The 25,147-nt window shown below is 65.4% G+C and carries 29 protein-coding genes and 1 tRNA gene; 11 read left to right on the plus strand and 19 right to left on the minus strand.

The window, feature by feature from the left end:
• The first annotated feature begins 207 nt into the window (after positions 1-207).
• Positions 208-390 carry a hypothetical protein gene (locus EN862_RS24860; protein WP_112128832.1) on the plus strand — a complete coding sequence of 61 codons (183 nt, stop codon included), beginning with the start codon at positions 208-210 and terminating at the stop codon, positions 388-390.
• Positions 391-515: 125 nt separating this feature from the next.
• Here EN862_RS24860 and EN862_RS24865 read toward each other — a convergent pair whose 3' ends face one another.
• From EN862_RS24865 to EN862_RS24880, 4 genes are all read right to left on the minus strand, one after another.
• Positions 516-821 carry a UBP-type zinc finger domain-containing protein gene (locus tag EN862_RS24865; protein ID WP_112128833.1) on the minus strand — a complete coding sequence of 102 codons (306 nt, stop codon included), beginning with the start codon at positions 819-821 and terminating at the stop codon, positions 516-518.
• A 26-nt stretch (positions 822-847) separates the two neighbouring features.
• Positions 848-2,521: a cyclic nucleotide-binding domain-containing thioredoxin-disulfide reductase gene (locus EN862_RS24870; protein ID WP_127866167.1), complete on the minus strand. Its 1,674-nt coding sequence runs from the start codon at positions 2,519-2,521 to the stop codon at positions 848-850.
• A 99-nt stretch (positions 2,522-2,620) separates the two neighbouring features.
• The gene (locus EN862_RS24875) at positions 2,621-3,115 is read right to left on the minus strand and encodes a GNAT family N-acetyltransferase (RefSeq protein WP_127866168.1); all 495 of its coding nucleotides are present in this window, start codon (positions 3,113-3,115) and stop codon (positions 2,621-2,623) included.
• Positions 3,112-3,402 carry a DUF1778 domain-containing protein gene (locus EN862_RS24880; RefSeq protein ID WP_127866169.1) on the minus strand — a complete coding sequence of 97 codons (291 nt, stop codon included), beginning with the start codon at positions 3,400-3,402 and terminating at the stop codon, positions 3,112-3,114. Before EN862_RS24880 ends, EN862_RS24875 begins: the two co-directional genes overlap by 4 nt.
• A gap of 367 nt (positions 3,403-3,769) precedes the next feature.
• On the opposite strand from EN862_RS24880, the gene EN862_RS24885 reads away from it, so the two are divergent.
• Complete coding sequence (locus EN862_RS24885; RefSeq protein WP_127866170.1) at positions 3,770-3,961, plus strand: Flp family type IVb pilin; 192 nt, start codon at positions 3,770-3,772, stop codon at positions 3,959-3,961.
• Between the two features lie 203 nt (positions 3,962-4,164).
• Here the strand turns inward: EN862_RS24885 and EN862_RS24890 are convergent.
• From EN862_RS24890 to EN862_RS24930, 9 genes are all read right to left on the minus strand, one after another.
• Positions 4,165-4,249, minus strand: a tRNA-Leu gene (locus tag EN862_RS24890).
• Between the two features lie 151 nt (positions 4,250-4,400).
• A complete protein-coding gene (locus EN862_RS24895) occupies positions 4,401-5,021 on the minus strand; it encodes a 2,3-bisphosphoglycerate-dependent phosphoglycerate mutase (protein WP_112128835.1) in 621 nt (206 codons plus the stop codon).
• A 34-nt stretch (positions 5,022-5,055) separates the two neighbouring features.
• On the minus strand, positions 5,056-5,877 hold the full coding sequence (dapB, locus tag EN862_RS24900; RefSeq protein ID WP_127866171.1) for a 4-hydroxy-tetrahydrodipicolinate reductase: 822 nt from the start codon (positions 5,875-5,877) through the stop codon (positions 5,056-5,058).
• Positions 5,874-7,745: an ABC transporter ATP-binding protein gene (locus EN862_RS24905; RefSeq protein WP_127866172.1), complete on the minus strand. Its 1,872-nt coding sequence runs from the start codon at positions 7,743-7,745 to the stop codon at positions 5,874-5,876. The genes dapB and EN862_RS24905 overlap by 4 nt, the downstream gene beginning before the upstream one ends.
• Positions 7,746-7,864: 119 nt before the next feature.
• The gene (locus tag EN862_RS24910; protein WP_127866173.1) at positions 7,865-8,884 is read right to left on the minus strand and encodes a glucokinase; all 1,020 of its coding nucleotides are present in this window, start codon (positions 8,882-8,884) and stop codon (positions 7,865-7,867) included.
• Between the two features lie 326 nt (positions 8,885-9,210).
• Positions 9,211-10,308, minus strand: coding sequence for a penicillin-insensitive murein endopeptidase (gene mepA, locus EN862_RS24915; RefSeq protein ID WP_127866174.1), 1,098 nt, complete (start codon positions 10,306-10,308; stop codon positions 9,211-9,213).
• A 96-nt stretch (positions 10,309-10,404) separates the two neighbouring features.
• Positions 10,405-11,307: an SDR family oxidoreductase gene (locus tag EN862_RS24920; protein WP_127866175.1), complete on the minus strand. Its 903-nt coding sequence runs from the start codon at positions 11,305-11,307 to the stop codon at positions 10,405-10,407.
• Between the two features lie 13 nt (positions 11,308-11,320).
• Entirely contained in the window at positions 11,321-12,472 is a 1,152-nt protein-coding gene (gene queG, locus EN862_RS24925; protein WP_127866176.1) for a tRNA epoxyqueuosine(34) reductase QueG, read from the minus strand.
• Entirely contained in the window at positions 12,453-13,145 is a 693-nt protein-coding gene (locus EN862_RS24930; protein ID WP_042645260.1) for a glutathione S-transferase family protein, read from the minus strand. Before EN862_RS24930 ends, queG begins: the two co-directional genes overlap by 20 nt.
• A 160-nt stretch (positions 13,146-13,305) precedes the next feature.
• Here EN862_RS24930 and EN862_RS24935 point away from each other — a divergent pair, with 160 nt between their 5' ends.
• The gene (locus tag EN862_RS24935; protein WP_127866177.1) at positions 13,306-14,112 is read left to right on the plus strand and encodes an undecaprenyl-diphosphate phosphatase; all 807 of its coding nucleotides are present in this window, start codon (positions 13,306-13,308) and stop codon (positions 14,110-14,112) included.
• 215 nt (positions 14,113-14,327) lie between these two features.
• Here EN862_RS24935 and EN862_RS24945 read toward each other — a convergent pair whose 3' ends face one another.
• Together EN862_RS24945 and rsmI are read right to left on the minus strand one after the other, a co-directional pair.
• Positions 14,328-14,705, minus strand: coding sequence for a YraN family protein (locus tag EN862_RS24945; RefSeq protein WP_127866179.1), 378 nt, complete (start codon positions 14,703-14,705; stop codon positions 14,328-14,330).
• Entirely contained in the window at positions 14,698-15,594 is an 897-nt protein-coding gene (gene rsmI / locus EN862_RS24950) for a 16S rRNA (cytidine(1402)-2'-O)-methyltransferase (protein ID WP_189401454.1), read from the minus strand. The genes EN862_RS24945 and rsmI overlap by 8 nt, the downstream gene beginning before the upstream one ends.
• Before the next feature lie 213 nt (positions 15,595-15,807).
• Between rsmI and EN862_RS24955 the strand changes: the two genes are divergently transcribed.
• A complete protein-coding gene (locus EN862_RS24955; RefSeq protein ID WP_127866181.1) occupies positions 15,808-15,996 on the plus strand; it encodes a hypothetical protein in 189 nt (62 codons plus the stop codon).
• Between the two features lie 75 nt (positions 15,997-16,071).
• Here EN862_RS24955 and hemW read toward each other — a convergent pair whose 3' ends face one another.
• The 4 genes from hemW to rph all read right to left on the minus strand — a co-directional run bounded on the left by hemW (position 16,072) and on the right by rph (position 19,274).
• Positions 16,072-17,250 (minus strand): radical SAM family heme chaperone HemW, encoded by a 1,179-nt coding sequence (gene hemW / locus EN862_RS24960; RefSeq protein WP_127866182.1) that lies wholly within the window; start codon positions 17,248-17,250, stop codon positions 16,072-16,074.
• Positions 17,247-17,909, minus strand: a complete 663-nt coding sequence (gene rdgB / locus EN862_RS24965; RefSeq protein WP_127866183.1) for an RdgB/HAM1 family non-canonical purine NTP pyrophosphatase — start codon at positions 17,907-17,909, stop codon at positions 17,247-17,249. Before rdgB ends, hemW begins: the two co-directional genes overlap by 4 nt.
• Positions 17,909-18,319: a VOC family protein gene (locus EN862_RS24970; protein WP_127866184.1), complete on the minus strand. Its 411-nt coding sequence runs from the start codon at positions 18,317-18,319 to the stop codon at positions 17,909-17,911. The genes rdgB and EN862_RS24970 overlap by 1 nt, the downstream gene beginning before the upstream one ends.
• A gap of 238 nt (positions 18,320-18,557) precedes the next feature.
• Complete coding sequence (gene rph, locus EN862_RS24975) at positions 18,558-19,274, minus strand: ribonuclease PH (RefSeq protein ID WP_112098165.1); 717 nt, start codon at positions 19,272-19,274, stop codon at positions 18,558-18,560.
• A 171-nt stretch (positions 19,275-19,445) separates the two neighbouring features.
• On the opposite strand from rph, the gene hrcA reads away from it, so the two are divergent.
• From hrcA to cysK, 7 genes are all read left to right on the plus strand, one after another.
• Entirely contained in the window at positions 19,446-20,543 is a 1,098-nt protein-coding gene (gene hrcA, locus EN862_RS24980; RefSeq protein ID WP_112128850.1) for a heat-inducible transcriptional repressor HrcA, read from the plus strand.
• A gap of 105 nt (positions 20,544-20,648) precedes the next feature.
• Positions 20,649-20,849, plus strand: a complete 201-nt coding sequence (locus EN862_RS24985) for a hypothetical protein (protein ID WP_127866185.1) — start codon at positions 20,649-20,651, stop codon at positions 20,847-20,849.
• Positions 20,850-20,968: 119 nt separating this feature from the next.
• Positions 20,969-22,336, plus strand: a complete 1,368-nt coding sequence (locus EN862_RS24990; RefSeq protein WP_127866186.1) for a sorbosone dehydrogenase family protein — start codon at positions 20,969-20,971, stop codon at positions 22,334-22,336.
• Positions 22,337-22,422: 86 nt separating this feature from the next.
• Entirely contained in the window at positions 22,423-22,713 is a 291-nt protein-coding gene (locus tag EN862_RS24995) for a type II toxin-antitoxin system ParD family antitoxin (protein WP_127866187.1), read from the plus strand.
• 32 nt (positions 22,714-22,745) lie between these two features.
• Positions 22,746-23,075 (plus strand): type II toxin-antitoxin system RelE/ParE family toxin, encoded by a 330-nt coding sequence (locus tag EN862_RS25000; protein ID WP_348632086.1) that lies wholly within the window; start codon positions 22,746-22,748, stop codon positions 23,073-23,075.
• Between the two features lie 68 nt (positions 23,076-23,143).
• Positions 23,144-23,761 carry a LysE family translocator gene (locus EN862_RS25005; RefSeq protein WP_127866189.1) on the plus strand — a complete coding sequence of 206 codons (618 nt, stop codon included), beginning with the start codon at positions 23,144-23,146 and terminating at the stop codon, positions 23,759-23,761.
• A gap of 190 nt (positions 23,762-23,951) precedes the next feature.
• Positions 23,952-24,932, plus strand: coding sequence for a cysteine synthase A (cysK, locus tag EN862_RS25010; RefSeq protein ID WP_127866190.1), 981 nt, complete (start codon positions 23,952-23,954; stop codon positions 24,930-24,932).
• Positions 24,933-25,147 lie beyond the last annotated feature (215 nt).

Raw genomic sequence — 25,147 nt, forward strand, 5'->3', positions numbered from 1 at the left:
GAACCCAAGCTTGCGAAGGCGCCGCCTCGGCGATTGGCGTTTCCTCGCCCCCACAAAGTGGGGGAGAGGTGTCCGCGAAGCGGACGGAGAGGGGCTGGCACTACCCTCTGCCATTACCGCAGATCGCCCCCCGTTAACGGAATCGGAAGGAGATGTTTAACGCTTCGTCTCTATGTCCCGCCTCGGGGAGGCGCAGACAGAGCGAGCATGATGAACGACAGCCCCGAAAAGCGAAATGAATGGCGTGCCATCTTCTACGTGCAGGCCCGCGTCGCCATCCTGTTTGTGCCGGTCGTGCTCAGCCTGCTGCTCATCGGCATCTTCGCCGGCAATGAGCGCAAATCCGTGCCCGACGCCGTCGATCCGACCGTGACGAGCTCGGTGCGCTGATTAGAGCAATTCCAGGAAAAGTGTGAGCGGTTTTCCGTCCGGAATTGCGCAAAAACAAGGGACAGAGTGGTTCGCCGTTTCCGTGAAACGGTGAAACGCTCTAGACGCCGCCCGGACGGCTGGACTCAGACAAACTTCGGGATCGGCCCGTTCTGCGGCGTCGTATCGCCCTCGAGGTCGACAAAAACCTCGTCGACGAAGCACCAGGCCCAGCCTTCCGGCGGGTCGTAGCCTTCGATGATCGGATGCTGCGTGGCGTGGAAATGCTTTGTCGCGTGGCGATTGGGCGAGTCGTCGCAGCAGCCGACATGGCCGCAGGTGCGACAGAGCCTCAGATGCACCCACCAGGAGCCGCTCTTCAGGCATTCCTCGCAGCCCAGCGCGCTCGGCGTGACCTTTTTGATGTCCCTGGTGTGCCTGCATTCGTCCATCGCTGGGTCCTCGCCGGTTCGCTGATCTATTCGTTTACGGCGGCGCCGGCGCCGTTCCGCGCCAGATAGGCATGCAATGCCGCGACCACCTGCGCGCCCTCGCCGACGGCGGCCGCGACCCGCTTGGTCGAGCCGCACCGCACGTCGCCGATGGCGAAGACACCGCCGCGGCTCGTTTCCATCAGCCCGTGACCCGGCGTCGTGTCCGGCCCGGTGCGCACGAAACCCTTGGCATCCAGCGCCACATTGCAATTCGCCAGCCAGTCGGTGTTCGGATCGGCGCCGATGAACAGGAAGAGGTGCTGGATGGCGCGGGTCGTCTCCTCGCCGGTCGCCCGGTTGCGCCAGCGCAATTGCTCGAGATTGCCGTCATGGCCCTCCAGCGCCACGACTTCGGTCCCGGTCAGCACCTCGATGTTCGGCTGCGCGGCGATGCGCTCGACCAGATAGCGCGACATGGTGGCGTCGAGACCGCGCCGCGCCAGGAGCGTCACCTTGCGTACCTGGCTCGCCAGATAGACGGCCGCCTGTCCGGCCGAATTGCCGGCACCGACCAGCGCCACCTCCTGGTCCTGGCAAAGCCTCGCCTCGATCGGCGAGGCCCAATAATGCACCGAAGTGCCCTCGAACTGCGCCAGATTGGCGATGTCGAGGCGGCGGTAGCGCGCGCCGCTGGCGATCACCACCGCGCGTGAACGCACGCTCTCGCCATCGCCGATGGCAAGCCTGTAGCGTGCGCCGTCGTCGGCGTCGTCCAGCAGCTTCGCCTCGTCGGGTATGACCATCTCGACGCCGAACTTCTGCGCCTGGTTGTAGGCGCGCGCCATCAGCGCCATGCCGGTGATGCCGGTCGGGAAGCCGAGATAGTTTTCGATGCGGGCCGAGGCGCCCGCCTGCCCGCCGAAGGCGCGGCAGTCGAGCACGATCGTCGACAGGCCTTCCGAGGCGGCATAGACCGCCGCTGCCAGCCCCGCCGGTCCGGCGCCGACGATCGCCACGTCATAGACCTTGTCGGCATCGATAGGCCGCAGCAGGCCGACACAGCGGGCAAGCTCGTTCTCGCCCGGATTGTGCATCAGCTTGCCGTTCGGGCAGAGCACGATCGGCAGATGGTGCGGATCGACATGGAAGCGCTCGATTAGCGTTTTCGCGCAAGGGTCGGTGTCGGAATCGAGCGCCCGGTGCGGCAACCCGCTGCGCCGCAGAAAACCCTGCAGCCGCAGCACGTCGCCATTGCCCGGAGGGCCGATGACGACCGGCCCGCTGGCGCCGCTTTCGAGCAGGCCGACGCGACGCAGGATCAGCGCCCGCATGACGCGCTCGCCGAGATTGGCCTCCTGCACCATCAGGTCGCGCAGCCGCTGCGAGGGGATGACGATCGCCTCGACCGGCTCGACCGCCTCGGCATTGACCAGCGACGGCCGGTTCGACAGCTGCGCCAGCTCGCCGATGAAATTGCCGGCGCCATGGGTGACGATCGCGTCGCGTTGGCCAAGCCCGTCGGCCTGGGTGATGTCGACCTTGCCCGACAGGATGAGGATCACGCCCGGCGAAACCGCGCCGGCCGTCACGATATGATCGCCGGCGGCATAGGAGCGTGCCTCGCCGAAACGGCGCATGCGCTCGATGTCCGCATCGGTGAGGATCGGGAACATCTGGTCGCGGCGGGCGGCGATGGTCGGACTGACGGAAGGGGCCATGGCGCGACCGTAGCGTCATGGCCGCCGGGTTTGAAGTGGTTTGTTGGAGGACTGGCCGGAAGGGGAGGTGCCGGCGCCGCTTCGTCGGTCGAATGGCCCCTACCTGATCGCCTCACGCAGATCGGTGAGAGAGATCACCAGCGTCATGGGATCGAGGGGCGACGGGTCGAATCCTAGCGCCGTGTAATAGCTTCGCGCTTCATCGGAGACGGCGTGGGCCAGGATGCCGCGGATGCCGAGCGAGCCTGCGGCATTCATCACTCTGCGTGCTGCATCCTGGACGAGCACCCTGCCGATTCCCTGCCGCTGACAGGACGTGTCGATTGCGAGACGGGCAAGAATCGCCACCGGAATCGGATCGGGCATGGTGCGCCGGGACCGGCCCGGCACGTGACTGGCAATGGCGCCGCCCGAAGCGAGCGCGTAATAGGCGACAACCTTGTCGTCCTCGCAGGCCACGAAGGTGCGTGTCGCGCCACTGTCCTGGTTGGCGAGCGCCCGGCGTTTGACCCAGTCATCCGACGCCGCAACACCGGATGAAAAAGACGAGAGATCGTGGCCACGATCCAGCGGTACCGGCGCCTGCAGCGTCACTTGGTTTCCCAAGGCAGCGGCGCGTTCATCAGTTTGGACAGTCGCTCGTTCGACTTGGCCGGCGCATCGAGCAGGACAAGGAACTCCGCATAAGCCTCCGGCGAAGCCTTGATAAGCGTGCGCTCGAGCAGCGTGTCCTCAGCCATGCGCCGGGCGGCGTCGAGGATGAAATCCGTTCGGGTCATGCCGAGCGTCCGCGCGGCCTCGTCGATCAGGCCGCGCTCTTCGGGCCTGATGCGCATGTTCAGCGTGCTTCTCTTCGAGGCGTCCGGCGATTCGTGCTTCATTGTGCAAGAGTAGTATCTTGTAATGACATTGTCATTATAATGAAATCAGGTTTTGTTCGCATAAAAATCAATGCAGATGATAAAAAAGGTTTCTTTCGAACGGTATAGACGGGAGTCGGGCGTATGGCAAACCGCGGGCACCAGTCAACTGCCTCATTTTGCACATAAATGCATTCCAACACGATATCTCCCAAGTCGTATATTAGAGATAGCTTTATAACGATATCCTGTTATTACCGGAAGAGTCGACAAAGAATATTACAGATATAGCTGCAATAACAGAATCTTAACTGTTTCGATTAAGGTCTTCAAAATCGTTTCTGTATAGTTTGAGCCGGTCACCAACGGGCAACGAGGAAATCGTACAATGCTCAAACTGATTAAGCGGTTCAAGAATGACGAATCCGGCGCCACGGCGATCGAGTACGGCCTGATCGCGGCGCTGATCGCGTTGGCAATCATGGTCGGCGCCAGCTCGCTCGGCGGGGCGTTGAACGCCAAGTTCAAGCTAGTCGCAGACTGCGTCAAGGACCCCAAAGCTTCTGGATGTCCGACATAATTTCTGTCCACGTGCTACGGCACGGCTTCGGGGGCCGCCTTTGGGCGGCCTCTCCTTTTTGTGGCGCCGGAAAGCAGCGACACGGCGGCGTTAGCCCTCGGCAAGGAGGATAGAACCGCAAACCTTCTCGATTGGCGTTGCGGATACTCTTCGCTCTTGGAACTACGGGATGGCCTGCCATCCGAGGCTCGAAGAGCGAAGGATGGTGCCCAGAAGAGGACTCGAACCTCCACTCCTTGCGGAACACGGACCTGAACCGTGCGCGTCTACCAATTCCGCCATCTGGGCTGGTGGGCGCTCATGTAAGCGGGCAAACGATGTGTGTCAACGCGCTTTTTTCACCAGCGTTGGCGCTGCCCCTCATTGCCCTGCCGGGCATTTCTCCCCGTTCACGGGGAGAAAGGGCTAGTCGCCGCGTCGGCGCCCTTCTTGCTGCGCCTCACCCCTCCAGCACTTCTTTCTTCGCCACGGTGGAATCGGCGTTGAGCTTGTAGATCACCGGCACGCCGGTGCCGAGCTCGAGCTTGACGATCTCCTCGCCGCTCTTGCCGTCCAGCGCCATGATCAGCGCGCGCAGCGAATTGCCGTGGGCGGCGACCAGCACCGTCTCGCCGCGCAGCACATGCGGCTGCACCTCATGCAGGTAATAGGGCCACACGCGCGCGCCGGTGTCCTTCAGACTCTCGCCGCCGGGCGGGGCGATGTCGTAGGAACGGCGCCAGATATGCACCTGCTCCTCGCCCCATTTCTTGCGCGCGTCGTCCTTGTTGAGGCCGGAGAGATCGCCATAGTCGCGCTCGTTGAGCGCCTGGTCGCGGATGGTCTTGAGATCGCTCTGGCCGACCACGTCGAGGATGTGCTGGCAGGTCTTTTGCGCCCGCTTCAGGGCCGACGTGTAGGCGATGTCGAATTTTAGGCCGCGCGCCTTGAGCTTTTCGCCGGCCGCAAGCGCTTCCGCATTGCCCTGGTCGGTCAGGTCGACATCGCGCCAGCCGGTGAACAGGTTCTTCAGGTTCCATTCGCTCTGGCCGTGGCGCACGAGCACGAGAGTTCCCGACATGTTTGCTCCTTTGGAATTTTATGGAAGAGACGCCTCAGCTCAGGCCGAGCACATCCCGCATGGAATAAAGTCCGGGCTTCTTGCCGCGCGCCCAAAGCGCCGCCTTGACCGCGCCGCGGGCGAAGATCGCCCGGTCCTCGGCATGGTGGGACAGCGTGATGCGCTCGCCGGTGCCGGCAAGGATCACGCTATGGTCGCCGACCACGGAGCCGCCGCGCAGCGCGGCGAAGCCGATCGAGCCCGCCTTGCGCACGCCGGTATGGCCGTCGCGCACCCGCACGCTGTTGCCGGAAAGATCGATGCCGCGCCCATTGGCCGCCGCCTCGCCGAGCAGCAGCGCCGTGCCGGACGGCGCGTCGACCTTGTGGCGGTGGTGCATTTCCAGGATCTCGATGTCGAAATCCTCCGGGTCGAGCGCCTTCGCGGCCTGCTCGACCAGCACCGCCAGAAGGTTGACGCCGAGGCTCATATTGCCGGATTTGACGATCGTCGCATGCCGCGCGGCGGCGGCGATTTTCGCATCGTCGTCGGCCGAGCAGCCGGTGGTGCCGATGACATGGACGATGCGCGCCTGCGCGGCGTAGCCGGCGAATTCGACGCTTGCGGCCGGCGCGGTGAAATCGAGCACGCCGTCAGCCTTGGCGAAGGCCGGCAGCGGATCGTCGACGATCGGCACGTTGATGATGCCGATGCCGGCAAGCTCACCGGCATCCTTGCCGAGATGCGGGGAGTCCGGCCGCTCGATCGCGGCTGCGACGCGCGCGCCGGGCATCGTGTGTATGGCGCGGATCAGCGTCTGGCCCATGCGGCCCGCGGCGCCCACCACGACCAGGCCCATATCGCCGGCTTCGCTCATGCGCTTCTCCTGACGGTCTTCTTGGCGCGGCTGCGCGGCGCCGGAGTTTGGCCCGAAGTCTGGCTTGCCTTGGCGTCGTCGACAAGTCCCAGCCCCTTCTTGCCCTGGATCCTGTGGAAACGGGCATAGATGCTGTGCGGGTCGGCCATCAGCGTCGCATGCGTGCCTTGTTCGACCAGCCTGCCCTCTTCCAGCACGATGATATGGTCGGCATTGACCACCGTCGACAGCCGGTGCGCGATCACGATCGTCGTGCGGCCTTCCATGACATGGGTCAGCGCTTCCTGGACGCGTGCCTCGGCCTCGTTGTCCAGCGCCGAGGTCGCCTCGTCGAGCAGCAGGATCGGCGCCTGGCGCACGATGGCGCGCGCGATCGACACGCGTTGGCGCTGGCCGCCCGACAGCGTCGAGCCGCCTTCGCCGACCGGCGTGTCATAGCCTCGCGGTTGCTGGCGGATGAACTCGTCGGCGGCGGCGAGTTTCGCCGCCTGCTCGATCTCGGCATCGGTGGCCGAGAGCCGGCCGTAGCGGATGTTGTCGCGGATCGTGCCCTCGAACAAATAGGGCGCCTGCGAGACATAGGCGATCGATTGGCGCAGCGAGCGCTTCGTCACCTTGGCGATGTCCTGGCCGTCGACCTCGATCGAGCCCTTGTCGACGTCGTAGAAGCGCTGCAGCAGCGCCACCAGCGTCGACTTGCCGGCGCCCGAGGCGCCGACGATCGCCGTCACCTTGCCGGCGGCGGCGGTGAAGCTCAGCTCCCGCAGCACCGGCATGTCGGCGCTGTAGCCGAAGCTCACGTCGTTGAAGCGCACCTCGCCCGTGGTGATTTTCGCCTCGACCGCGTCGGCGGCATCCCCCTGCCTCGGCTCGAGGTCGAGCAGCTCATAGATCATGCGCGCATTGACCAGCGCGCGTTCCATCGTCACCTGCATGCGCGCCAGGCGACGCGCCGGATCGTAGGCCAGGATCAGCGCGGTGATGAAGGAAAACACCGCGCCAGGCGGTTGGCCGAGATACAATGCCCGATAGCCGGAATAGGCGATGACGGCGGTGACCGCGAGGCCGGCCAGCATGTCGGAAATCGGCGACAGCCGCTCGGAGACGCGGGCGATCTTGTTGCTGCGCTGCTCGGCCGTATCGGCCATGATGCCGATGCGGCGGGCCAGCTCGTCCTCCATGGTGAAGGCCTTGACGATGGCTATGCCTTGAACCGCCTCCTGCACCGACCCGCTCAGCCGCGAGTTGATCAGCACGGAGTCGCGGTTGATCTTGCGCACCCGGCGGGTGATGTAGACGACGGCCCAGATCAGCGGCGGTCCGATCAGCAGCGAGCTCAGCGACAACACCGGATCCTGGTAGACCATCAGGCAGACCAGGCCGATCAGCGTCACCGCGTCGCGGGTGATCGAAATCAAGGTCAGCGACAGCAGGTCGCGAATGCCGCCGACATTCTCGTCCAGCTGCGCCGCCAGGCGTCCGGAACGCGTGTCGTTGAAGAAATTGACGCCGAGCTTCATCAGTTGGTCGAAGCAGCGCTTCTGGTAGCGGGCGACGAGATTGTTGCCGACCTTGGCTAGCATCACCGCCTGGCCGTAACCGGCAAAGCCGCGCACGAGGAAGGCGCCCATGAAGCCGGCGCAAATCCACCAGACGGCGCCGCTGCTCCGTTCGTAGAAGATCTGATTGACCATCGGCGACATGAGCGCTGCCGAGACGCCAGTCGCGCCCGAAACCAGCAGCGAGCAGACGATGACGACCGCGTAGGACCAGCGATGGTCATAGCCGTTTTCGGCGACAATGCGGCGCAGCACCGCGGTGACCTCGCCCGGTCGGGTCTTGTGCTTGTCTGGATTTTGACGTGTCAAATCGGAAGCGCTTCGTGGGTTTTCGTCATAAGGCCAACCCTCTTAGCGCCCCGGCTACGGCTTGCCTATGGCGAAACTTCGTCGCGGCGGCCGAGCGCCGGCCCAGGCCCTGGCGAGAATCATGCCCGCCAGTGCCGCCCGGCGGTCTGCACGCCGAACAGCGAAGGCGTCCTGGCATAGGCGGCAAGCCCAAGCAGCGCCGCCAGCGGATGGGTGATCACATAGACCGGCATTTCGCGCATCAGCGCGCTGTGCGGCGCCTTGTCCTCGAAGGCGGCGCGGAAATTGCCGGCCTTCAGCGCCGGCACGATCTTCTGCGCGATGCCGCCGGTGAGGAACACGCCGCCGCGGCCCATGAACACCAGCGCCAGGTCGCCCGCGGTGCGGCCGAGGCAGGTGACGAACAGCTCCAGCGCCTCCCCGGCCACCGCGTCGGATTTGGCGAGCGCCGCCCCGGTGATCTCGGCCGGCGTCGTGAAGGGCGTCGGCTTGCCGTCCGTCCTGGCCACGGCGCGATAGACATTGACCAGCCCGCGTCCGCACAGGATCTGCTCGCCGGAGATGCGGCCTTCCAGCTTCTCGATATGCGGGAACACCTCGAAGTCGCGCGGCGTGCGCGGTCCGATATCCATATGCCCGCCCTCGCCCGGCACCGGAATCCAGCGATCGAGCGCGTAAATCAGCCCGGCGACGCCCAGCCCGGTTCCGGGGCCGAGCACGACGCGGCTCGCATTGGGCTCCGGCGTGCCGCCGCCGATCTTTTCCATATGCTCTTCGCCGAGCGCCACGACGGCCAGCGCCTGCGCCTCGAAATCGTTGAGCACTACGACCTCGCTCAGGCCCAGATTGGCGATCATCTGCCGGGGTTTCACGACCCAGGGGCAGTTGGTGAGCGGAATCTCGTCGCCGTCGACTGGTCCGGCGATCGCCAGCACCGCCGAATTCGGCTGTACCGACGAACGGTCGAGCACCGCCGCCTGGATCGCGTCGTCGATGGTCTTGAAATTCGCCGTCTGGACGATCTGCGGCTCGGTCGCCTCCGAATTGGCGTCGAGCACGATCGAGAAGCGCGCATTGGTTCCGCCAATGTCGCCGATCAGGACCGGAAACCGCAGCGCTGTCTCGTTCTCGCTTACCATTTCTTCTCGCGCTTCCCCGTTCGGCTGTCTGCCGCTGTTTGTTCGTTGACTAGCGCATGGGCCTGCAAAGGGAAAGCGGCTTCGCTTTCGGGCCTCACCCACCCTTCCAGCGCTGGCGCTGCCCCTCACCTGCCTGCCGGCATCCTCTCCCCGTATAGTGACGGGGAGAGGGCGCTCTCATCACCGGTTTCGCCAATCACCAGCGTTGCAGGAAAGGCGCCGCCGTCGCGGCCAGCTCCTTCTCCCCGTCAATATACGGGGAGAAGTGCCCGGCAGGGCGATGAGGGGCGGCGACTCCCTTGACGATAAGACGCCCGGCTTCGGCGTCAGTTCCCCGGTCGAGGCCTTGGCAGCGGAATGCCGATCTTGGGCGTCGGCGCGAAGGCGCTTGCCGCCGCCGGGATCGAGGCATTGTCGCTGGAAATCGTTTGCGCCGGCTCGCTTGGTTGCGGCTCGGTCGGCTGCGGTTCGGCCACCGCGACGGCGGTGGCGCTGCCGCCCTGGTAGGTCACGGCCGCCAGCGACGGCGCATCCGTCGCGGCGAGCACCGCCTGGCACTCTTTCGGCAGATTGGCCATCGTCATCAGGTCGCGGGCCTTGGGCGCATCGGGATTCTTGTTGGGCCGCCACGGCTCCTCGGTGAACCACCAGGCCAGCGGCTTGCCGCAGCCGTCATCCGCGGGCGTCGCCTCCTGCCCCTTGCAACCGGGCGAGCCCGGCTGGCAGCCGATGCGCATGTGGAAGTGATAGTCATGGCCCCAGAACGGCCGGATCTTGCGCAGCCAGGAACGGTCGCCGGTGACGGTGTCGCAAAGCTCCTTCTTGATGCCGGGATTGACCAGGATGCGCTCAACTTCCGGATAGCTCGCCGCGCGCTTGAGCAGCCTTGTGTGCGCCGGCGTCCACAGCGCGTCCTTCACCAGATGCGTCTTCTCGTCGACCATCAGCGTGGCGCTCATCGATTCGCGCTGCGCCATGCTCAGCGGCCGCTTCGGCATCGGCGTCAGCCAGATGTCGGCGTCGAGCCCGATCTGGTGCGAGGCATGGCCGGTCATCATCGGTCCGCCGCGCGGCTGCGAGACGTCGCCGACCAGAAGCCCTGGCCAGCCATCGGCTGCCGCGTCCCGCGAGAGTTTCTCGATCAGCGCGATCATCGCCGGATGGCCCCAGCGGCGGTTGCGCGAGGGGCGCATCACTTCCCAGGTCGGCCCGTCCATGGGCAGGGCGACGCCGCCGGCGAAACAGCCCTTGGAGTAGAAGCCGAAGGATTGCGCGGGCACCACCGCCGGCAGCTTCTTGGCGCCGAACAGATCCTTGGCGCGCGGTTCGGCCGAAATCGCCGCCGCCGCCAGCGCGGCCAAGGTCACCAGCGCCAGCGCGGCGGTCAGGAACGGCTTCCTGTCGGGCAGCGATCGCAAATTCATCAGGCCGGATCCCTCTCCAGTCTTCTCCTTGCCGCGCGCTTAGGCGAACCCGGTCAGGAACGAATCATACCACGCTGCGCGTCCCGCATCGATCCTTCAGTCCCTCATCGGGCTGCGCGGCTCCCCGTCCCGCCAGTTGCCCTCGGCCCACATCCGTTCCAGCGCCACCCGGTAGTTCGGGAACCGGAAGCGATAGCCGGCCGCCTTGATCGCCTTGTTGGCGACGCGCTTGTTCTCGCCATAGAAAGACCGCGCCATGGGCGAAAGTTGGGCGGTCTCGAAGGGAATTTCGGGCGGCGGCTCGACGCCCATCAGCCCGGCGGCATAGGCGACGACATCCTGCGGCGGCGCCGGCTCGTCGTCGGTGACATTGAAGATGCCGCCGAGATTGTTTTCGGCGAGCAGCCAGAGCGCGCCGGCGATGTCGTCGCAATGGATGCGGTTGAACACCTGCCCCGGCTTGACCAGCCGCCTTGCCGTGCCCTCCTCGAGATTGGCGAGCGCGTTGCGGCCTGGCCCGTAGATTCCGGAAAGCCGCAGCACCGCCACCGGCTTGCCGGTCGCGCGGCCAAGCGCCAGCCATTCCTGTTCGGCCGCCACCCGCATCACCGAGCGCTTCGACACGGGGCGGCAGTCGCTGGTCTCGTCCACCCAGGCGCCGCCATGGTCGCCATAGACGCCGACGGTGGAGAGATAGGCGATCCATTCCAGCGCCGGCATTTTTTCCCGCAGCGAATCGCCGGCGGCATTGAGCGCCGGGTCGCCCGCCTCGTCGGGAGCGACCGAGACGATGAGATGCGTGGTCCTGGCGAGCGCATCGCCGATCTCAGGCGACAGCGCGCCGTCGAATTGCAGCGGCTCGATGCCGGCCGATCGCAGCGCCTCGAACCTTTCCGGCGCCCGGGTCGTGCCGAAGAGCGGCGCGCGCTGCCCGTTGGCGCGCGCGAAAGCCTTGCCGGAATAGCCTGCGCCAAAGATGAAGAAGCGTCTCTCGCTCATCGATGAACTTCCTTCAATCGGCCTTCACGGGATCTGCCAGCGCCGCCAGCCACTCCTCACTGACCGTCGCATCGATCTCGGCCTTCGAGGCCGTGGCGGCGAGCTCGCCAAATTCGCGATCGGAGAGCAGTCGCGACAGAGCCGCGATTGCCGCACCCCGCACCAGTGGCGAGGCATCGCCGAGCAGACCTTGCACAATGGGCGTCAGCGATGCGTCGCCCGAATTGCCCGCCGCGATCAGCACGTTGCGGACAAAACGGTCGCGGCCGATGCGCTTGACTGGCGAGCCGGAGAAGAAAGCGCGGAACGCCGCGTCGTCGAGCGCGAGCAAGTCCGAAAGCTTAGGTTCGCGCAGATCGTTACGCGCGGCAAGCTTCGCCTCCGAGGCGGCGCTGGCGAATTTGTTCCACGGGCAGGCGGCCAGGCAGTCGTCGCAGCCATAGATGCGGTTGCCGATCTTGTCGCGGAATTCGCGCGGGATCGGCCCTTTGTTCTCGATGGTGAGGTAGGAGATGCAGCGCCGCGCGTCGAGCCGGTAGGGCGCCGGGAAAGCATCGGTCGGGCAGGCGTCGAGGCAGGCGCGGCAGGAGCCGCAATGGTCGATCTCGGCCTGGTCCGGCTCAAGCTCAGCCGTGGTGAAGATCGTGCCGAGGAACAGCCACGAGCCATGCGCGCGGCTGACCAGGTTGGTGTGCTTGCCCTGCCAGCCGAGCCCCGCGGCTTCCGCCAACGGTTTTTCCATGACCGGCGCGGTGTCGACGAACACTTTTACGTCGCCGCCGGCCTTTGCAACGATCTTGCCGGCGATCTCCTTCAGTCTGCCCTTCATCACGTCATGGTAATCGCGGTTCTGCGCATAGACCGAGATGGCCCCGCGATCGGGCTTTTCGAGGATATCGCGTGGATCGCGGTCGGGGCCGTAATTCATCGCAAGCACGATGATCGAGCGCACTTCCGGCCACAATATCGAGGGCTCGGCGCGACGTTGAAGCGTCTCGGCGATCCAGTCCATCGAGCCGTGGAAACCGTCAGCGACGAATTCGGCCAAGCGTGCCGGCGCCAGCGGGATCGCGTCCGGCTGGGTCACGGCGACCGCCTCGAAGCCGGCGCGGCGCGCCTCCGCCTCGATCAGCGCGCGCAGTTTTTCAGAAGTCGAGGTCCGCATAATGCGATACCGGCGACAGGCCGCGCACCCGGTCGGAGAGCAGCGGCCGGAACGACGGCCGCGATTTCACCCGCGTGTACCATTCGCGCGCGGCGCTGTGTTCGCGCCAGTCGATCTCGCCCAGATAATCGAGCACCGAAAGCGTGGCCGCCGCGGCGAGATCGGCATAGGTCACCTTGTTGCCGGCCAGCCAATGGCGCGTGCCGGCCAGCCAATTGGTGTATTTCATGTGCTGGCGGATGTTGGCGCGCGCCGCGCGGATCGCCGCGGAATCGGGCGAGCCGCCGCCGGCGGTTTCCGGCATCACCGGCTTCAGCACGCGCTCGCGCACCAGGTGGCGGGTGACCTCGCTTTCGGCCTTCGCCAGGTACCAGTCGGTCAGCCGGCGGATTTCGGCGCGCTGCATCGGGTCCTCGGCGAACAGCCGCTTGTCGCGCTTCAAGACGCCCCGCGTCTCGTCGAGATATTCCGCGATCACCATGGCGCCGACGATCGGCACGTCGCCTTCGGCGAGCAGGATGGGCAGCGTGCCGGCCGGGTTCAGCGCCAGAAACTCCTTGCGCCGCGTCCACGGCTTTTCCTCGATCAGTGCCAGCTCCTCGCCATACTCGCCGAAGGCGAGGCGGACGAACCGGCAGGTGGCGAACATGGGATGATGGAAAAGCGTCAGCATGGTTCCGCGATGATAGGGCGCACTGGCAATTGGCCGGCCGCGCCGGTAAGTCTTGGCGGCCCGTCATGCGGCCGTCACGGTGTTGCGACCTATAGGGGGACTTCCGCGCCGTGACAAGCAAGCCGTTGTCCCCAGCTGTCCCCGAAATCCTGAGGTTGCCATGGAAAGCCAGACCATCGTCGAAGCGCTGCTGCTTGGGCTGCTGGAGGGCCTGACCGAGTTCATCCCGGTGTCATCAACCGGCCACATCCTGCTCGCCGGCCATTTCCTCGGCTTCCACTCCACCGGCAAGGCCTTCGAGATCCTGATCCAGCTCGGCGCCATCCTGGCCATTTTGAGTGTCTATTTCAGCAAGCTCTGGCAGATGCTGGTCAAGCTGCCCAGCGATCCGCAGACAAGGCATTTCGTCATCGGCATCCTGATCGCCTTCCTGCCGGCCGCGGTCATCGGCGCGCTGGGTCACGACTTCATCAAAAACTATCTGTTCGAGTCGCCAAAACTGATCTGCATCATGCTGATCATCGGCGGCGTGGTGCTGCTCGTCGTCGACCGCATCAACTTCAAGCCGGTGCATCACGACGTCGAGCGCTTCCCGTTGAGCGTCTATCTCAAGATCGGCCTGTTCCAGTGCCTGTCGCTGATCCCCGGCACCTCGCGCTCCGGCTCGACCATCGTCGGTGCGCTGCTGATGGGCGTCGACAAGCGCGCGGCGGCGGAATTCTCCTTCTTCCTCGCCATGCCCACCATGGTCGGCGCCTTCGCCTTCGACCTCTACAAGAACCGCAACGTGCTGACCGCGGCCGACCTGCCGATCATTTCCGTCGGCTTCATCGCGGCCTTCGTCGCCGCGCTGATCGTCGTGCGCTTCCTGCTCGATTACGTCTCGCGCAAAGGCTACGCGCTGTTCGGCTGGTGGCGGCTTGTGGTGGGGGGCGTGGGGCTGGCGGCGCTATTCATTTGGGGGTAAGAGCGGGCTTTGCCCGCACCATTCGTCGAGTTCCCGCCAACCCCCCTCTGGCCTGCCGGCCATCTCCCCCGCAAGGGGGGAGATCAGATGTCGCCTCGGCTTTCGCCAATCGCCCACGCCGCAAGAGGGGTGCCGCCGACGAAACCGCCAATCTCCCCCCTTGCGGGGGAGATGCCCGGCAGGGCAGAGGGGGGTGCTGTCCCGCCGACGTATCCTCAATTCCGTCCATAAAACGCGTTCTCGACATGCACCGGCCAGCGCCAGGGCAGCACCGCCACCATGTCGAAGCGCATCGAAAGCCGCCCATAATCCGGCTGGCGCGACAGCCACAAATCCGCGGCGCCCTCGATGCGGCGCTCCGATTCATGGCCGATGGCTTCCATCGCTTCGATCAGCGTGCGGCGCGCCTTGACCTCGACGAACAGCACCAGGTCGCCGCGCCGGGCGATCAGGTCGATCTCGCCGAGCCTCGTGCGGTGCCGGCGGGCAAGGATGCGATAGCCCTTCAGCATCAGCGCCAGCGCCGCCAGCCACTCGCCGCGATGGCCGCGCCGATAAGCTTTTCGGCGATGGCCTAAAGTACGATCAGCCACCGTCGCCTTCCTTGAGTTCCAAGAGCCGACGGTAAAGCGCCTGCTTCTGCCCGCCGGTCATTTTCGCCGCTTCCGCCGCTGCCTTGGACGCCGGCATTTCGGCCGCGAGCGACAACAGCAGCCGGTCGATGTCCGCCGGCTGGTCCTCCGCCGCTTCCGGCGGGCCAACGCAGATGACGATCTCGCCCTTCGGCGTGTCGGCAGCCGCATAATGGTCGGCCAGTTCGGCCAGCGTGCCGGTCCGCATCTCCTCGAAGGCCTTGGTAAGCTCGCGACCGATCGCGGCCTTGCGGCTGCCGCCCAGCGCCTCGACCATGGCGCCGAGCGTCTCGGCCAGTCGGCGCGGCGATTCGAAGAAGATCAGCGTCGCCGGCACCTGCTTGAAAATTTCAAGCTTTGTCAGCCGCTGCCCTGCTTTGACCGGCAAGAACCCGGCGAACAGGAAAGCATCGGATGGCAGGCCGGATGCCGTCAGCGCGGCGAGCGCGGCCGAAGGTCCCGGGATCGGCACGACGCGGATGCCGCGCTCCAGCGCCTCGCCGACCAGCCGGTAGCCGGGATCGGAAACCAAGGGCGTGCCGGCGTCTGAGATCAGCGCCACGCTCTGCCCGGCCGCCAGCGCCTCGATCAGCTTCGGCCCGGCCTCTTGCGCATTGTGCTCGTGATAGGCGGTTGTGCGGCGGCGGATGCCGTAGCGTTCGAGCAGCACGCGCGAGACGCGCGTGTCCTCGCAGGCGACGATGTCGGCGGCGGCCAGCGTCTCCAGCGCACGCAGCGTGATGTCGGCCAGATTGCCGATCGGCGTCGCCACCAGATAGAGCGCCGGCTGGAGCGCCCGCGCCGCGATCTCGGTCTGCCCGATCAGGTAGCTGCGTTTGTCGCCGGTCAAGAATAACCCTCCGTCCAAGCAATTCCAGGAAAAGCGCGTAGCGGTTTTCCGTCCGGAATTGCGAAAGAACAAAGTCTCTTTGGCATGGCTGACGGCCTGTTGCAAAACGTGAGGTCAGGTCAAGGAAATCGCCATGCCTTTGCCACAGTGCGGAACGAAACCGGCAACGGCGAATTTAACCCCTGATTCCCCGGGAGGAGGCAGGACCGGACGATGCCCAATCGCTTCGACATCTTCATCAGCCGACTTGAAAGCAAGACCGCCCGCGAGGGCATCCCTCCACACCCCATCGCCACCCAGAACGGCGCACGCCGCGACAAGGCCGACCAGAAGCCTGTCCGCGACGGTGAGGCGCATGGCGAGAAGCACCGCAGCAAGCACCGCCAGAAGCACGACGCTTGATCGAGTGACGCTCTTTCCGCGGATGTAGCGATCCTCCCGCCGACGTTATGGGTTCTGCACCCGCGCCGTGGAATTCTACCTGGCCAGATCCGCCACCACGGCATCGAGCACGATCATGCCGGCGGTCGTGGCGCGCAGCCTTGCATTGCCGACCGGCGCCACCAGCCCTTCCTCCTGCAGCACCGAGAGCCGCGCGCTCGAAAGGCCGCGCCCTGACAGCGCCTCGTAGCGCTGCAGGTCGATGCCTTCGGCGAGCCGCAAGCCCATCAGCAGGAACTCGTCGGCTTCCTCACTGCGGGTCAGGATCTCGCCGCCGGTGACGCCGTGTCCCTTGGCCTCGACCAGATTGGCCCAGGTCTCCGGCATCCTTTCGGCTATCGTCACCGTGCGGCGCCCGTTCTCGACGAAGCGGCCATGCGCCCCCGGCCCGACGCCGACATATTCGCCATAGCGCCAATAGGTCAGGTTGTGCCGGCTCTCGGCGCCCGGCTGGGCGTGGTTGGAAATCTCATAGGCCGGCAGCCCATGCGCCGCCGTCACCTCCTGTGTCAGCGCATAGAGGTCGGCGGCATGGTCGTTGTCGGGCAGGGTGAATTTCTTCGCCGCGTAAAGCGCGTGGAAGGGCGTGCCCTCCTCGATGGTGAGCTGGTAGAGCGACAGATGGTCGACGGCATAGCCGATCGCCTGCTCCAGCTCCGCCCCCCACGCCTCCGGCGTCTGGCCCGGCCGGGCATAGATCAGGTCGAAGGAGAGGCGGGGGAAGATTTCGCGGGCGAGCCCGATGGCGTGCAGCGCCTCCTCGACATTGTGCAGCCGGCCGAGGAAACGCAGATCCTTGTCGTTCAGCGCCTGCACGCCGAGCGAGACGCGGTTGACGCCAGCGGCGCGATAGCCGCGGAAACGCTCGGCCTCGACCGAGGACGGGTTGGCCTCCAGCGTCACCTCGATGCCTTTAGGCACCGTCCAGTTCCTCGCCACCGCCTCCAGCACCGCGCCCACTGTTTCCGGCTTCATCAGCGATGGCGTGCCGCCGCCAAGAAAGATGCTGGTCACCTCGCGCGGCCCGGTGCGGGCGCGCATGGTCTTGAGCTCGGTCTCGAAGGCGCGGGCGAAACGCTTCTGGTCTACCGGCTGGTGACGGACATGGCTGTTGAAGTCGCAGTAAGGGCACTTGGCCGCGCAGAACGGCCAATGGATGTAGACGCCGAAGCCGGGGCTGCGGTCGAGCGGCATGGTATGGCCGGTCCCGATCATTCCGAACCGAGCCGTGCCATGTCCAGCCGGGCTTGGGCGAATTTCTGGAAGGCACGGGCGCGGTGCGAAAGCGCCGTCGCCTGGCCTGGCTTCCAGCCATGCTTCTCCTCCGCGCTCATCTCGCCGAAGGTCTTGTCGAAACCGTTGGGCAGGAAGACCGGATCGTAGCCGAAGCCCAGCGTGCCACGCGGCGGCCACACCAGCGTGCCTTCGGCCTCGCCCCGATAATATTCGGCATCGCCATCCGGAAAGGCGAGACAGATGACGGCGACAAACCGGCCGGTGCGTTGCGCCGGCTCGGTCGCGCCGGCCTCCTGCAGCGCCGTTTCCGTCTTTTGCATGGCCATGCCGAAATCGCGTGACCCGTCCGGCTTCTCGGCCCAGTTGGCGGTGTAGACGCCCGGCGCGCCGTCGAGCGCGTCCACGCAAAGTCCGGAATCGTCGGACAGCGCTGGCAGGCCGGTGGCCTTGGCCGCGGCGTGTGCCTTGATATAAGCGTTCTCCTCGAAGGTCGTGCCGGTCTCGTCCGGCTCCGGCAGGCCGTATTCCTTGGCCGATTTCGCCTCGAAGCCGAACGGCGCCATCAGGTCGGCGAATTCGCGCAGCTTGCCGGCATTGTGGCTGGCGACGACGATCTTCTTTCCGTTCAAAGAATGCATCAGAAACCCCAGATCCTCGGCTCGGCGAACTCGATCGAATTGCCCGAAGGGTCGCGGATATAGATCGAGTGCCCGCCTTGCGGCCATTCGAAATCGCTTTCGATGGCGATGTTCCTGGCGGCGAGATGGTCACGCCATTTGGCAATCTCGTCAGCATTAGCCGCAAAGCAGAGATGCCCCTCGCCGGCGGTGCCATGCGGCGGCACTTTCAGTCGAGCGTCCGGCGCCGGCGGGATTTTCGTCGCCTCGGCGTTGAAGAGAAGCAGCACGCCGTCGCCGCAGCGGAAGAAGACGTGACGGCCTTCGACCTTGCCCAGCGCTTCGAGGCCGATGATGTCGCGGTAGAAGGCTTCGGCGGCGGCGAGATCGCTGACGTAGAGGGCGGATTCCAGGATTGCGGAGGGAGTCACGAGGCCCCCCTCTCTGCCCTTGGGCGTTCGTCGATCGCAAAGCCAAGCAATTGGCTTTGCGTCCGCTTCGCGGACCACTCCTCACCCCCCTCGAGGGAGGAGATTGGCAGCTTCGATGCCGTCGCACATCTTGCGACGTTGGCGATTGGCGAAAGCCATCGTGACATCCAATCTCCCCCCTTGGGGGGGAGATGGCCGGCAGGCCAGAGAGGGGGGCCTAGGCTCGGCATCGGAAACCCTACGCCACCGCCATCTGCTGCAGGCTCACCAGCCGCGAAATGCCCTTCTTGGCGAGCCCCATCAGCGCCGCGAACTGCTCCTCGGAAAACGGCTCGCCCTCGGCGGTGCCCTGGATCTCGACGATGCCCCCCTTGCCGGTCATGACGAAATTGGCGTCGGTGCCGGCCGAGGAATCCTCGAGATAGTCGAGGTCGATGACCGGCTGGCCGTCATGGATGCCGCAGGAGATCGCCGCGACATGGTCCTTCAGAACCTTGGAGACGCTGACCATCTGGCGCGCTTCCATCCAGCGCAGGCAGTCGTAGAGCGCCACCCAGCCGCCGGTGATCGAGGCGGTGCGGGTGCCGCCATCGGCCTGGATCACGTCGCAGTCGACGGTGATCTGCTGCTCGCCCAGCGCCTGCAGGTCGACCACGGCGCGCAGGCTCCGGCCGATCAGCCGCTGGATCTCCAGCGTGCGGCCGCCCTGCTTGCCGGCGGAGGCCTCGCGCCGCATGCGTTCGCCGGTCGAGCGCGGCAGCATGCCGTATTCGGCCGTCACCCAGCCCTTGCCGGAATTGCGCATCCAGGCCGGCACTTTTTCCTCAAGGCTCGCGGTGCACAAGACATGCGTGTCGCCGAACTTCACCAGGCAAGAGCCTTCGGCATGCTTGGAGACGCCGCGCTCGAAGGAGATGGCGCGCATTTCGTCGGCTTGGCGTTTGGAGGGGCGCATTCGGCCTGCTTTCTTGTCGTTTTCGGAATCGTGGCCGGCTTGTAGACGCATGCGAGGCAAGTCGCAAAGGAAAAGGGGCAGCAAACGCGGCACCGTGACCGCAAACGCGGCACCGGGTTGCGCGGGGGTGGCTTAAGTCTATATCTTTTCGGCAGGAGGTTTCTCGCCGGAATGAACAAACCAGTCGATCCGACGTCGCAGTCACCCGGGCTTCAGTCGCCGGTACTTCAGTCACTCGACATGCGCTCGCGCGATATTTTCCGGCGGATTGTCGATTCCTATCTGCGCGACGGCGAGCCGGTCGGCTCGCGCAGCCTGTCGCGCATCCTGCCCTCCTCGCTGTCGCCGGCCACCATCCGCAACGTGATGAGCGACCTGGAGCATCTGGGCCTGATCTACGCGCCGCATATCTCCGCCGGGCGGCTGCCGACCCAGACGGGCCTGCGTTTCTTCGTCGACGCCTTCATGGAGCTCGGCGATCTTTCCGACGACGAGCGCCGCATCATCGAGGCGCAGGTGCGCGCCTCGGGCTCCGGCGCAACGCTGGAGCATATGCTGACCGAGGCCAGCCAGATGCTGTCCGGCATGTCGCGCGGCGCCGGCCTCGTGCTCGCCTCCAAGAACGAGGTGGCGCTGAAGCACATCGAATTCATCCAGCTCGAGCCCACCAAGGCGCTTGCCGTGCTGGTGTCGCAGAACGGCGATGTCGAGAACCGCGTCGTCGACCTGCCCGCCGGCACGACCGTGTCGCAGCTGCACGAGGCGTCCAATTTCCTCAACGCCCATATCAGGGGCCGCACGCTTGCCGAGGCGCGCGCCGAGATCGCCCGCATCAAGGACGAAACCAAATCCGCCCTCGACACGCTGTCGCAGGATCTTGTCGAGAAGGGTCTGGCGGTCTGGGCCGGCGCCGAAAGCGGCCTGCCGGCGCGTCTCATCGTGCGCGGCCGTGCCAACCTGCTTGAAAACGTCACCGCTCAGGCCGACCTCGAGCTGCTGCGCCATCTGTTCGAGGACCTGGAGACGCAGGACGGGCTGTTGCAACTGCTCGACCTCGCCGAGGAAGGGCCGGGCGTGCGCATCTTCATCGGCTCGGAAAACAAGCTGTTTTCGCTGTCCGGCTCGTCGCTGGTCGTCGCGCCCTATCGCGACAAGGACGCCCGCGTCATCGGCGCGCTTGGCGTCATCGGCCCGACAAGGCTGAACTACGCGCGCATCGTGCCGATGGTCGACTATACGGCGCAGCTCATTTCGCGCATGCTCCGTTAGGTGTATCGATATTCAGCCGGCCTGCAAACGGCGGGAACCCACCGTTTTCGGCTCGGCCTGACCTGAATCTCGACACACCTAAATTGCTGCAGAGGGAGAAAAGAAATGGCGCTGGAAGCAATCAAGGCCCAGATCGACCTCCTGCTTCAGGAAATGATCAACCAGCCCGAGGACGATCACGAGATCCAGGAGCAGCTGCGCGAGAAATTGCGCGAGCTCCGCGCCATGGGCCTGCCCTTGCCGGCAGACCTCGTCGAGCTGGAAAAGCGCCTCGACGACGACCTGGATGCCGAAGACGAGAGCTGAACTCCTGGCGCTTCGTCGTCAAATCAACGTGCGCCTGCTTCTCTTTTAGACCCTGTGCCCGATATCTCCGTCGGCAGGCGCCGATCGATAGGCGCATTGGCAGACGACGGAGATACAGCATGACGCGGATCGTCGAGCTTGCGGGCCTCGCGCTGGTTTTTGCCACCGGTGCCTTTGCGCAGCAGGCCGATCAACCCTTGCTCAGCGGCGAAAAGGCCTTCGGCGACTGGAAGGCCGACCGTCCTGGCGTGCGCCGGCTGCTGAAGCCTCAGGATATGCCGAAGCCCGATGTGGCGGAGTCCGCCTCGAATGGCGGCGGCGTCACCGATCGTCCCGAGGGGGCCAGGCCGAAACTTCCGCCGGGCTTCTCCGCCGAGTTGGTCGCATCGGGCATCGACAGTCCCCGCGTGGTGCGCGTGGCGCCGAACGGCGACCTCTTCGTCGCCGACAGCCGGGCGAACCAGGTCCGCGTCTATCGCCTGGCGCAAGGCAGCGCCAAGCCCGCTGAGACGTCGATCTTCGCCAAGGGCCTGACGCGACCCTACGGCATCGCCTTCTATCCCCCGGGCGACAAGCCGCAATGGGTCTATGTCGCCAACAGCAACAGCGTGGTGCGCTTCCCCTATCGCGAGGGCGACCTGGAAGCGTCCGCCAAGCCGGAGACCATCGTAGCCAAGGTCCCCGCCAGCCACCATTGGACGCGCGACATCGCCTTCTCGCCCGACGGCAAGACGCTCTATCTGTCGGTCGGCTCCGGCTCCAACATCGCCGAGGATATGGGCGCGAAGCCGAAAGGCGGCGTCGAGGCGTGGGCGAAATCGCAGCCGCTGGGCGCCGCCTGGGGCGCGGAAGAGGGCCGCGCCGATGTGCTCGCCTTCGACCCCGACGGCAAGAACCGCAAGGTTGTCGCCACCGGCCTGCGCAACTGCTCCGGCATGACCGTGCAGCCGGCGACAGGCGCGCTCTGGTGCGTCGTCAACGAGCGCGACGAGCTAGGCGACGATGTCCCCTTCGAATACGCGACCGCCGTCAAGGAAGGCGCCTTCTACGGCTGGCCCTGGTACTATATCGGCGACAATGAGGATCCGCGCCACGAGGGCGCGCGCCCCGATCTCGCCGGCAAGGTCACGCTGCCCGACGTGCTGATCCAGGCGCATTCGGCGCCGCTCAACATCGCCTTTTACGACGGCGGCAACTTTCCGGCCGATTACGGTTTTCCTGCTGAATATAGGGGCGACGCCTTCGTCACCCTGCACGGCTCCTGGAACCGCAATGTCCGCACCGGCTACAAGGTGGTGCGGCTGAGATTCAAGGACGGCAAGCCGACCGGCGAATATGACGACTTCGCCACCGGCTTCGTCATTGCCGACGACGCGCTCTGGGGCCGGCCGGTCGGCGTCGCCGTGGCCAAGGACGGCGCGCTGATCCTCACCGAGGACGGCAACGGCACCATCTGGCGCATCACGTATGGAGATGGCCGGTCCTGACGGTCCGACACCACAGCTTTTCCCAAATTTCTGGCGCCAGGTCGGAATTTATCCTACCTAGTAGGGCAGCGAGAAGGAGTCCAACCGTGAACAACGCCGAGAAAGTGAGCGTTACCATGGCTCGCGAGCAAATGCAGGCTATCCGCGAGAGAGTGGAAGCCGGCGAATTTGCCACCGTCAGCGAAGCCATGCGTGACGCCGTGCGGGTATGGCAGCGGCAACGCATCGAGGATGCCGAGCGCCTTGAGGCTATCCGAGCCCGTGTCCGCCGCTCCATCGAGGACTCCAGGCCGTCCTTGAGCGAAGACGAGGCCGACGCCGCGCTTGAGGCCGCTATCGCCGGAATCGACAAAGACCTGGACCGTGCGGCGTCTTAGGGTCCACCTACCGACCCGACGCCATCGCGGACTTGGCCGAAGTTTACCGGTTCATCGCCACGCAGGGCCAAAGCCGCAACGTTGCATTGGCCTTTGTTCGGCGCATACATGCCCGCTGTCGCAAGATTGGCGATGCACCAAACGGTGGTCGACCACGCGACGACCTTCAACCAGGGTTGCGCACTGTGCCTTTTGAGCGCAGCACCGTAATCGCTTACCGCGTCGGCAAGACCGTGGAAATCGTCAATGTGTTTTACGGCGGCCGGGATTATGAGGCGTTGTACGGGGCCACGACGAAAGCACTGAGGAATAAGAGCAGACGCTTGCAAAGGGGCGACCGCGATCATGGTTTTGCGGTATGACTCAAGGCGAACTCATGCGCCGTGACGCGCGGCGTTAGCATTGCGGGATCAACAGTCGGGCCAGAACCATGACACTCACCGGTTTCCTCGCCTACAGCGCCGCCCTCGGCGTCGCCGCCGCCATTCCCGGCCCCGGCGTCACGGCGCTTGTCGCCCGCGCGCTCGGCTCCGGGTTCCGTTCCTCGCTCGCCATGTCGTTTGGCCTGATGCTTGGCGACCTCACCTATCTCACCGCCGTGGTGTTGGGCCTGGCTTTCGTCGCTCAGACCTTCGGCCTGGTCTTCCTCGCCATCAAATGGGCCGGCGTCGCCTATCTCGCCTTCCTCGCCTGGCGCTTCTGGACCAGCGGCATCACGCCGGAAAACATCGAGGCGCGCAAGGCCAAGGGTGGGCTGGTGTCGAGCTTCATCGCCGGGCTGACGGTGACGCTGGGCAATCCCAAGACGATGATCTTCTATCTCGCCATCACGCCGACCATCGTCGACCTCAAGGCGATCACGTTCGCCGACTACGCCATCCTCGCGCTGCTCACCGTGGCGGTGCTGTTCGTGGTGCTGGTGCCTTATCTGGCTTTGGCCGCGAAGGCGCGCTGGTTCCTGAAGTCGCCGCGCGCGCTGAAGGTGCTGAACCGCACCGCCGCCGGCTTCATGATGGGCGCGGCGGCCGCGATCGCGGCCCGCCAGTAGGCTCCAATGTCAGCCGCTCCCGGATTTCAGCCAAACCATTCCTGAAACCGCTGACACCGGAAAATGCATTTCCGCTGCGCTGCGCTTTTGAGCAACCGCCCCACTCGGATATTTTCAAACGTCGGCCTATCTTGCGCGGTTGAAAGCCCTATTCTGTTTTGCCTATGCCATTGCCCTGGGAGCGAACCAAATGAACAAGCCCGTCACCTCCGCGCGCGTGCCCGGCCGCGGCCGCGTCTTCAATTCGATCACGGAGACGATTGGCGATACGCCGCTGGTCAGGCTGGACAAGTTCGCCAGGGAAAAGGGGATCGTCGCCAACCTCATGGCCAAGCTCGAATTCTTCAACCCGATCGCCTCGGTCAAGGACCGCATCGGCGTCGCCATGATCGAGGCGCTCGAGGAGGCCGGCAAGATCGCGCCCGGCAAGACCACGCTGATCGAGCCGACCTCCGGCAACACCGGCATCGCGCTCGCCTTCGCCGCCGCCGCCAAGGGCTACAAGCTGATCCTCACCATGCCGGAGACCATGTCGGTCGAGCGCCGCAAGATGCTGGCGCTGCTCGGCGCCGAGTTGGTGCTGACCGAAGGGCCGAAAGGCATGAAGGGCGCCATCGCCAAGGCCGATGAGCTTGCCGCCACACTGCCCAACGCCATCATCCCGCAGCAATTCGAGAATCCGGCCAATCCCGAAATCCATCGCCGCACCACGGCCGAGGAGATCTGGAACGACACCAATGGCGAGGTCGATATCTTCGTTGCTGGCATCGGCACCGGCGGAACCATCACCGGCGTCGGCCAGGTGCTGAAGAAGCGCAAGCCTTCGGTGCATGTCGTGGCGGTCGAGCCGGAGGCATCCCCGGTTCTGTCGGGCGGCCAGCCCGGCCCGCACAAGATCCAGGGCATCGGCGCCGGCTTCGCGCCGAAAATCCTCGACACGTCGGTCTATGACGAGATCGTCAGGGTGTCGAACGAGGATTCGGTCGCCAATGCGCGCCTCGTCGCCCGCCTCGAAGGCGTGCCGGTCGGCATCTCGTCGGGCGCTGCGCTCCAGGCGGCCATTGTCGTCGGCTCGCGGCCGGAGAACAAGGGCAAGAACCTCGTCGTCGTCATCCCCTCTTTTGCCGAGCGCTATCTCTCGACCATCCTGTTCGACGGGCTGGGGGCTTAGGAGCCCAAACGCCCCAGCGCCGAGATCCTTCGCGCCCCCCTCTGCCCTGCCGGGCACCTCCCCCACACGGGGGGAGATTAGCAGCTTCGGCGCCTAGTTCGATTTTACAACGTCGGAGACTGGCGAAAGCCTGCGTGGCGGCCAATCTCCCCCCTCGTGGGGGAGATGTCCGGCAGGACAGAGGAGGGCGCTGTCCCTCCAGCCTCAACAGTTTG

The sequence above is a fragment of the Mesorhizobium sp. M2E.F.Ca.ET.219.01.1.1 genome (genome assembly GCF_004016445.2).
GTDB lineage: Bacteria > Pseudomonadota > Alphaproteobacteria > Rhizobiales > Rhizobiaceae > Mesorhizobium.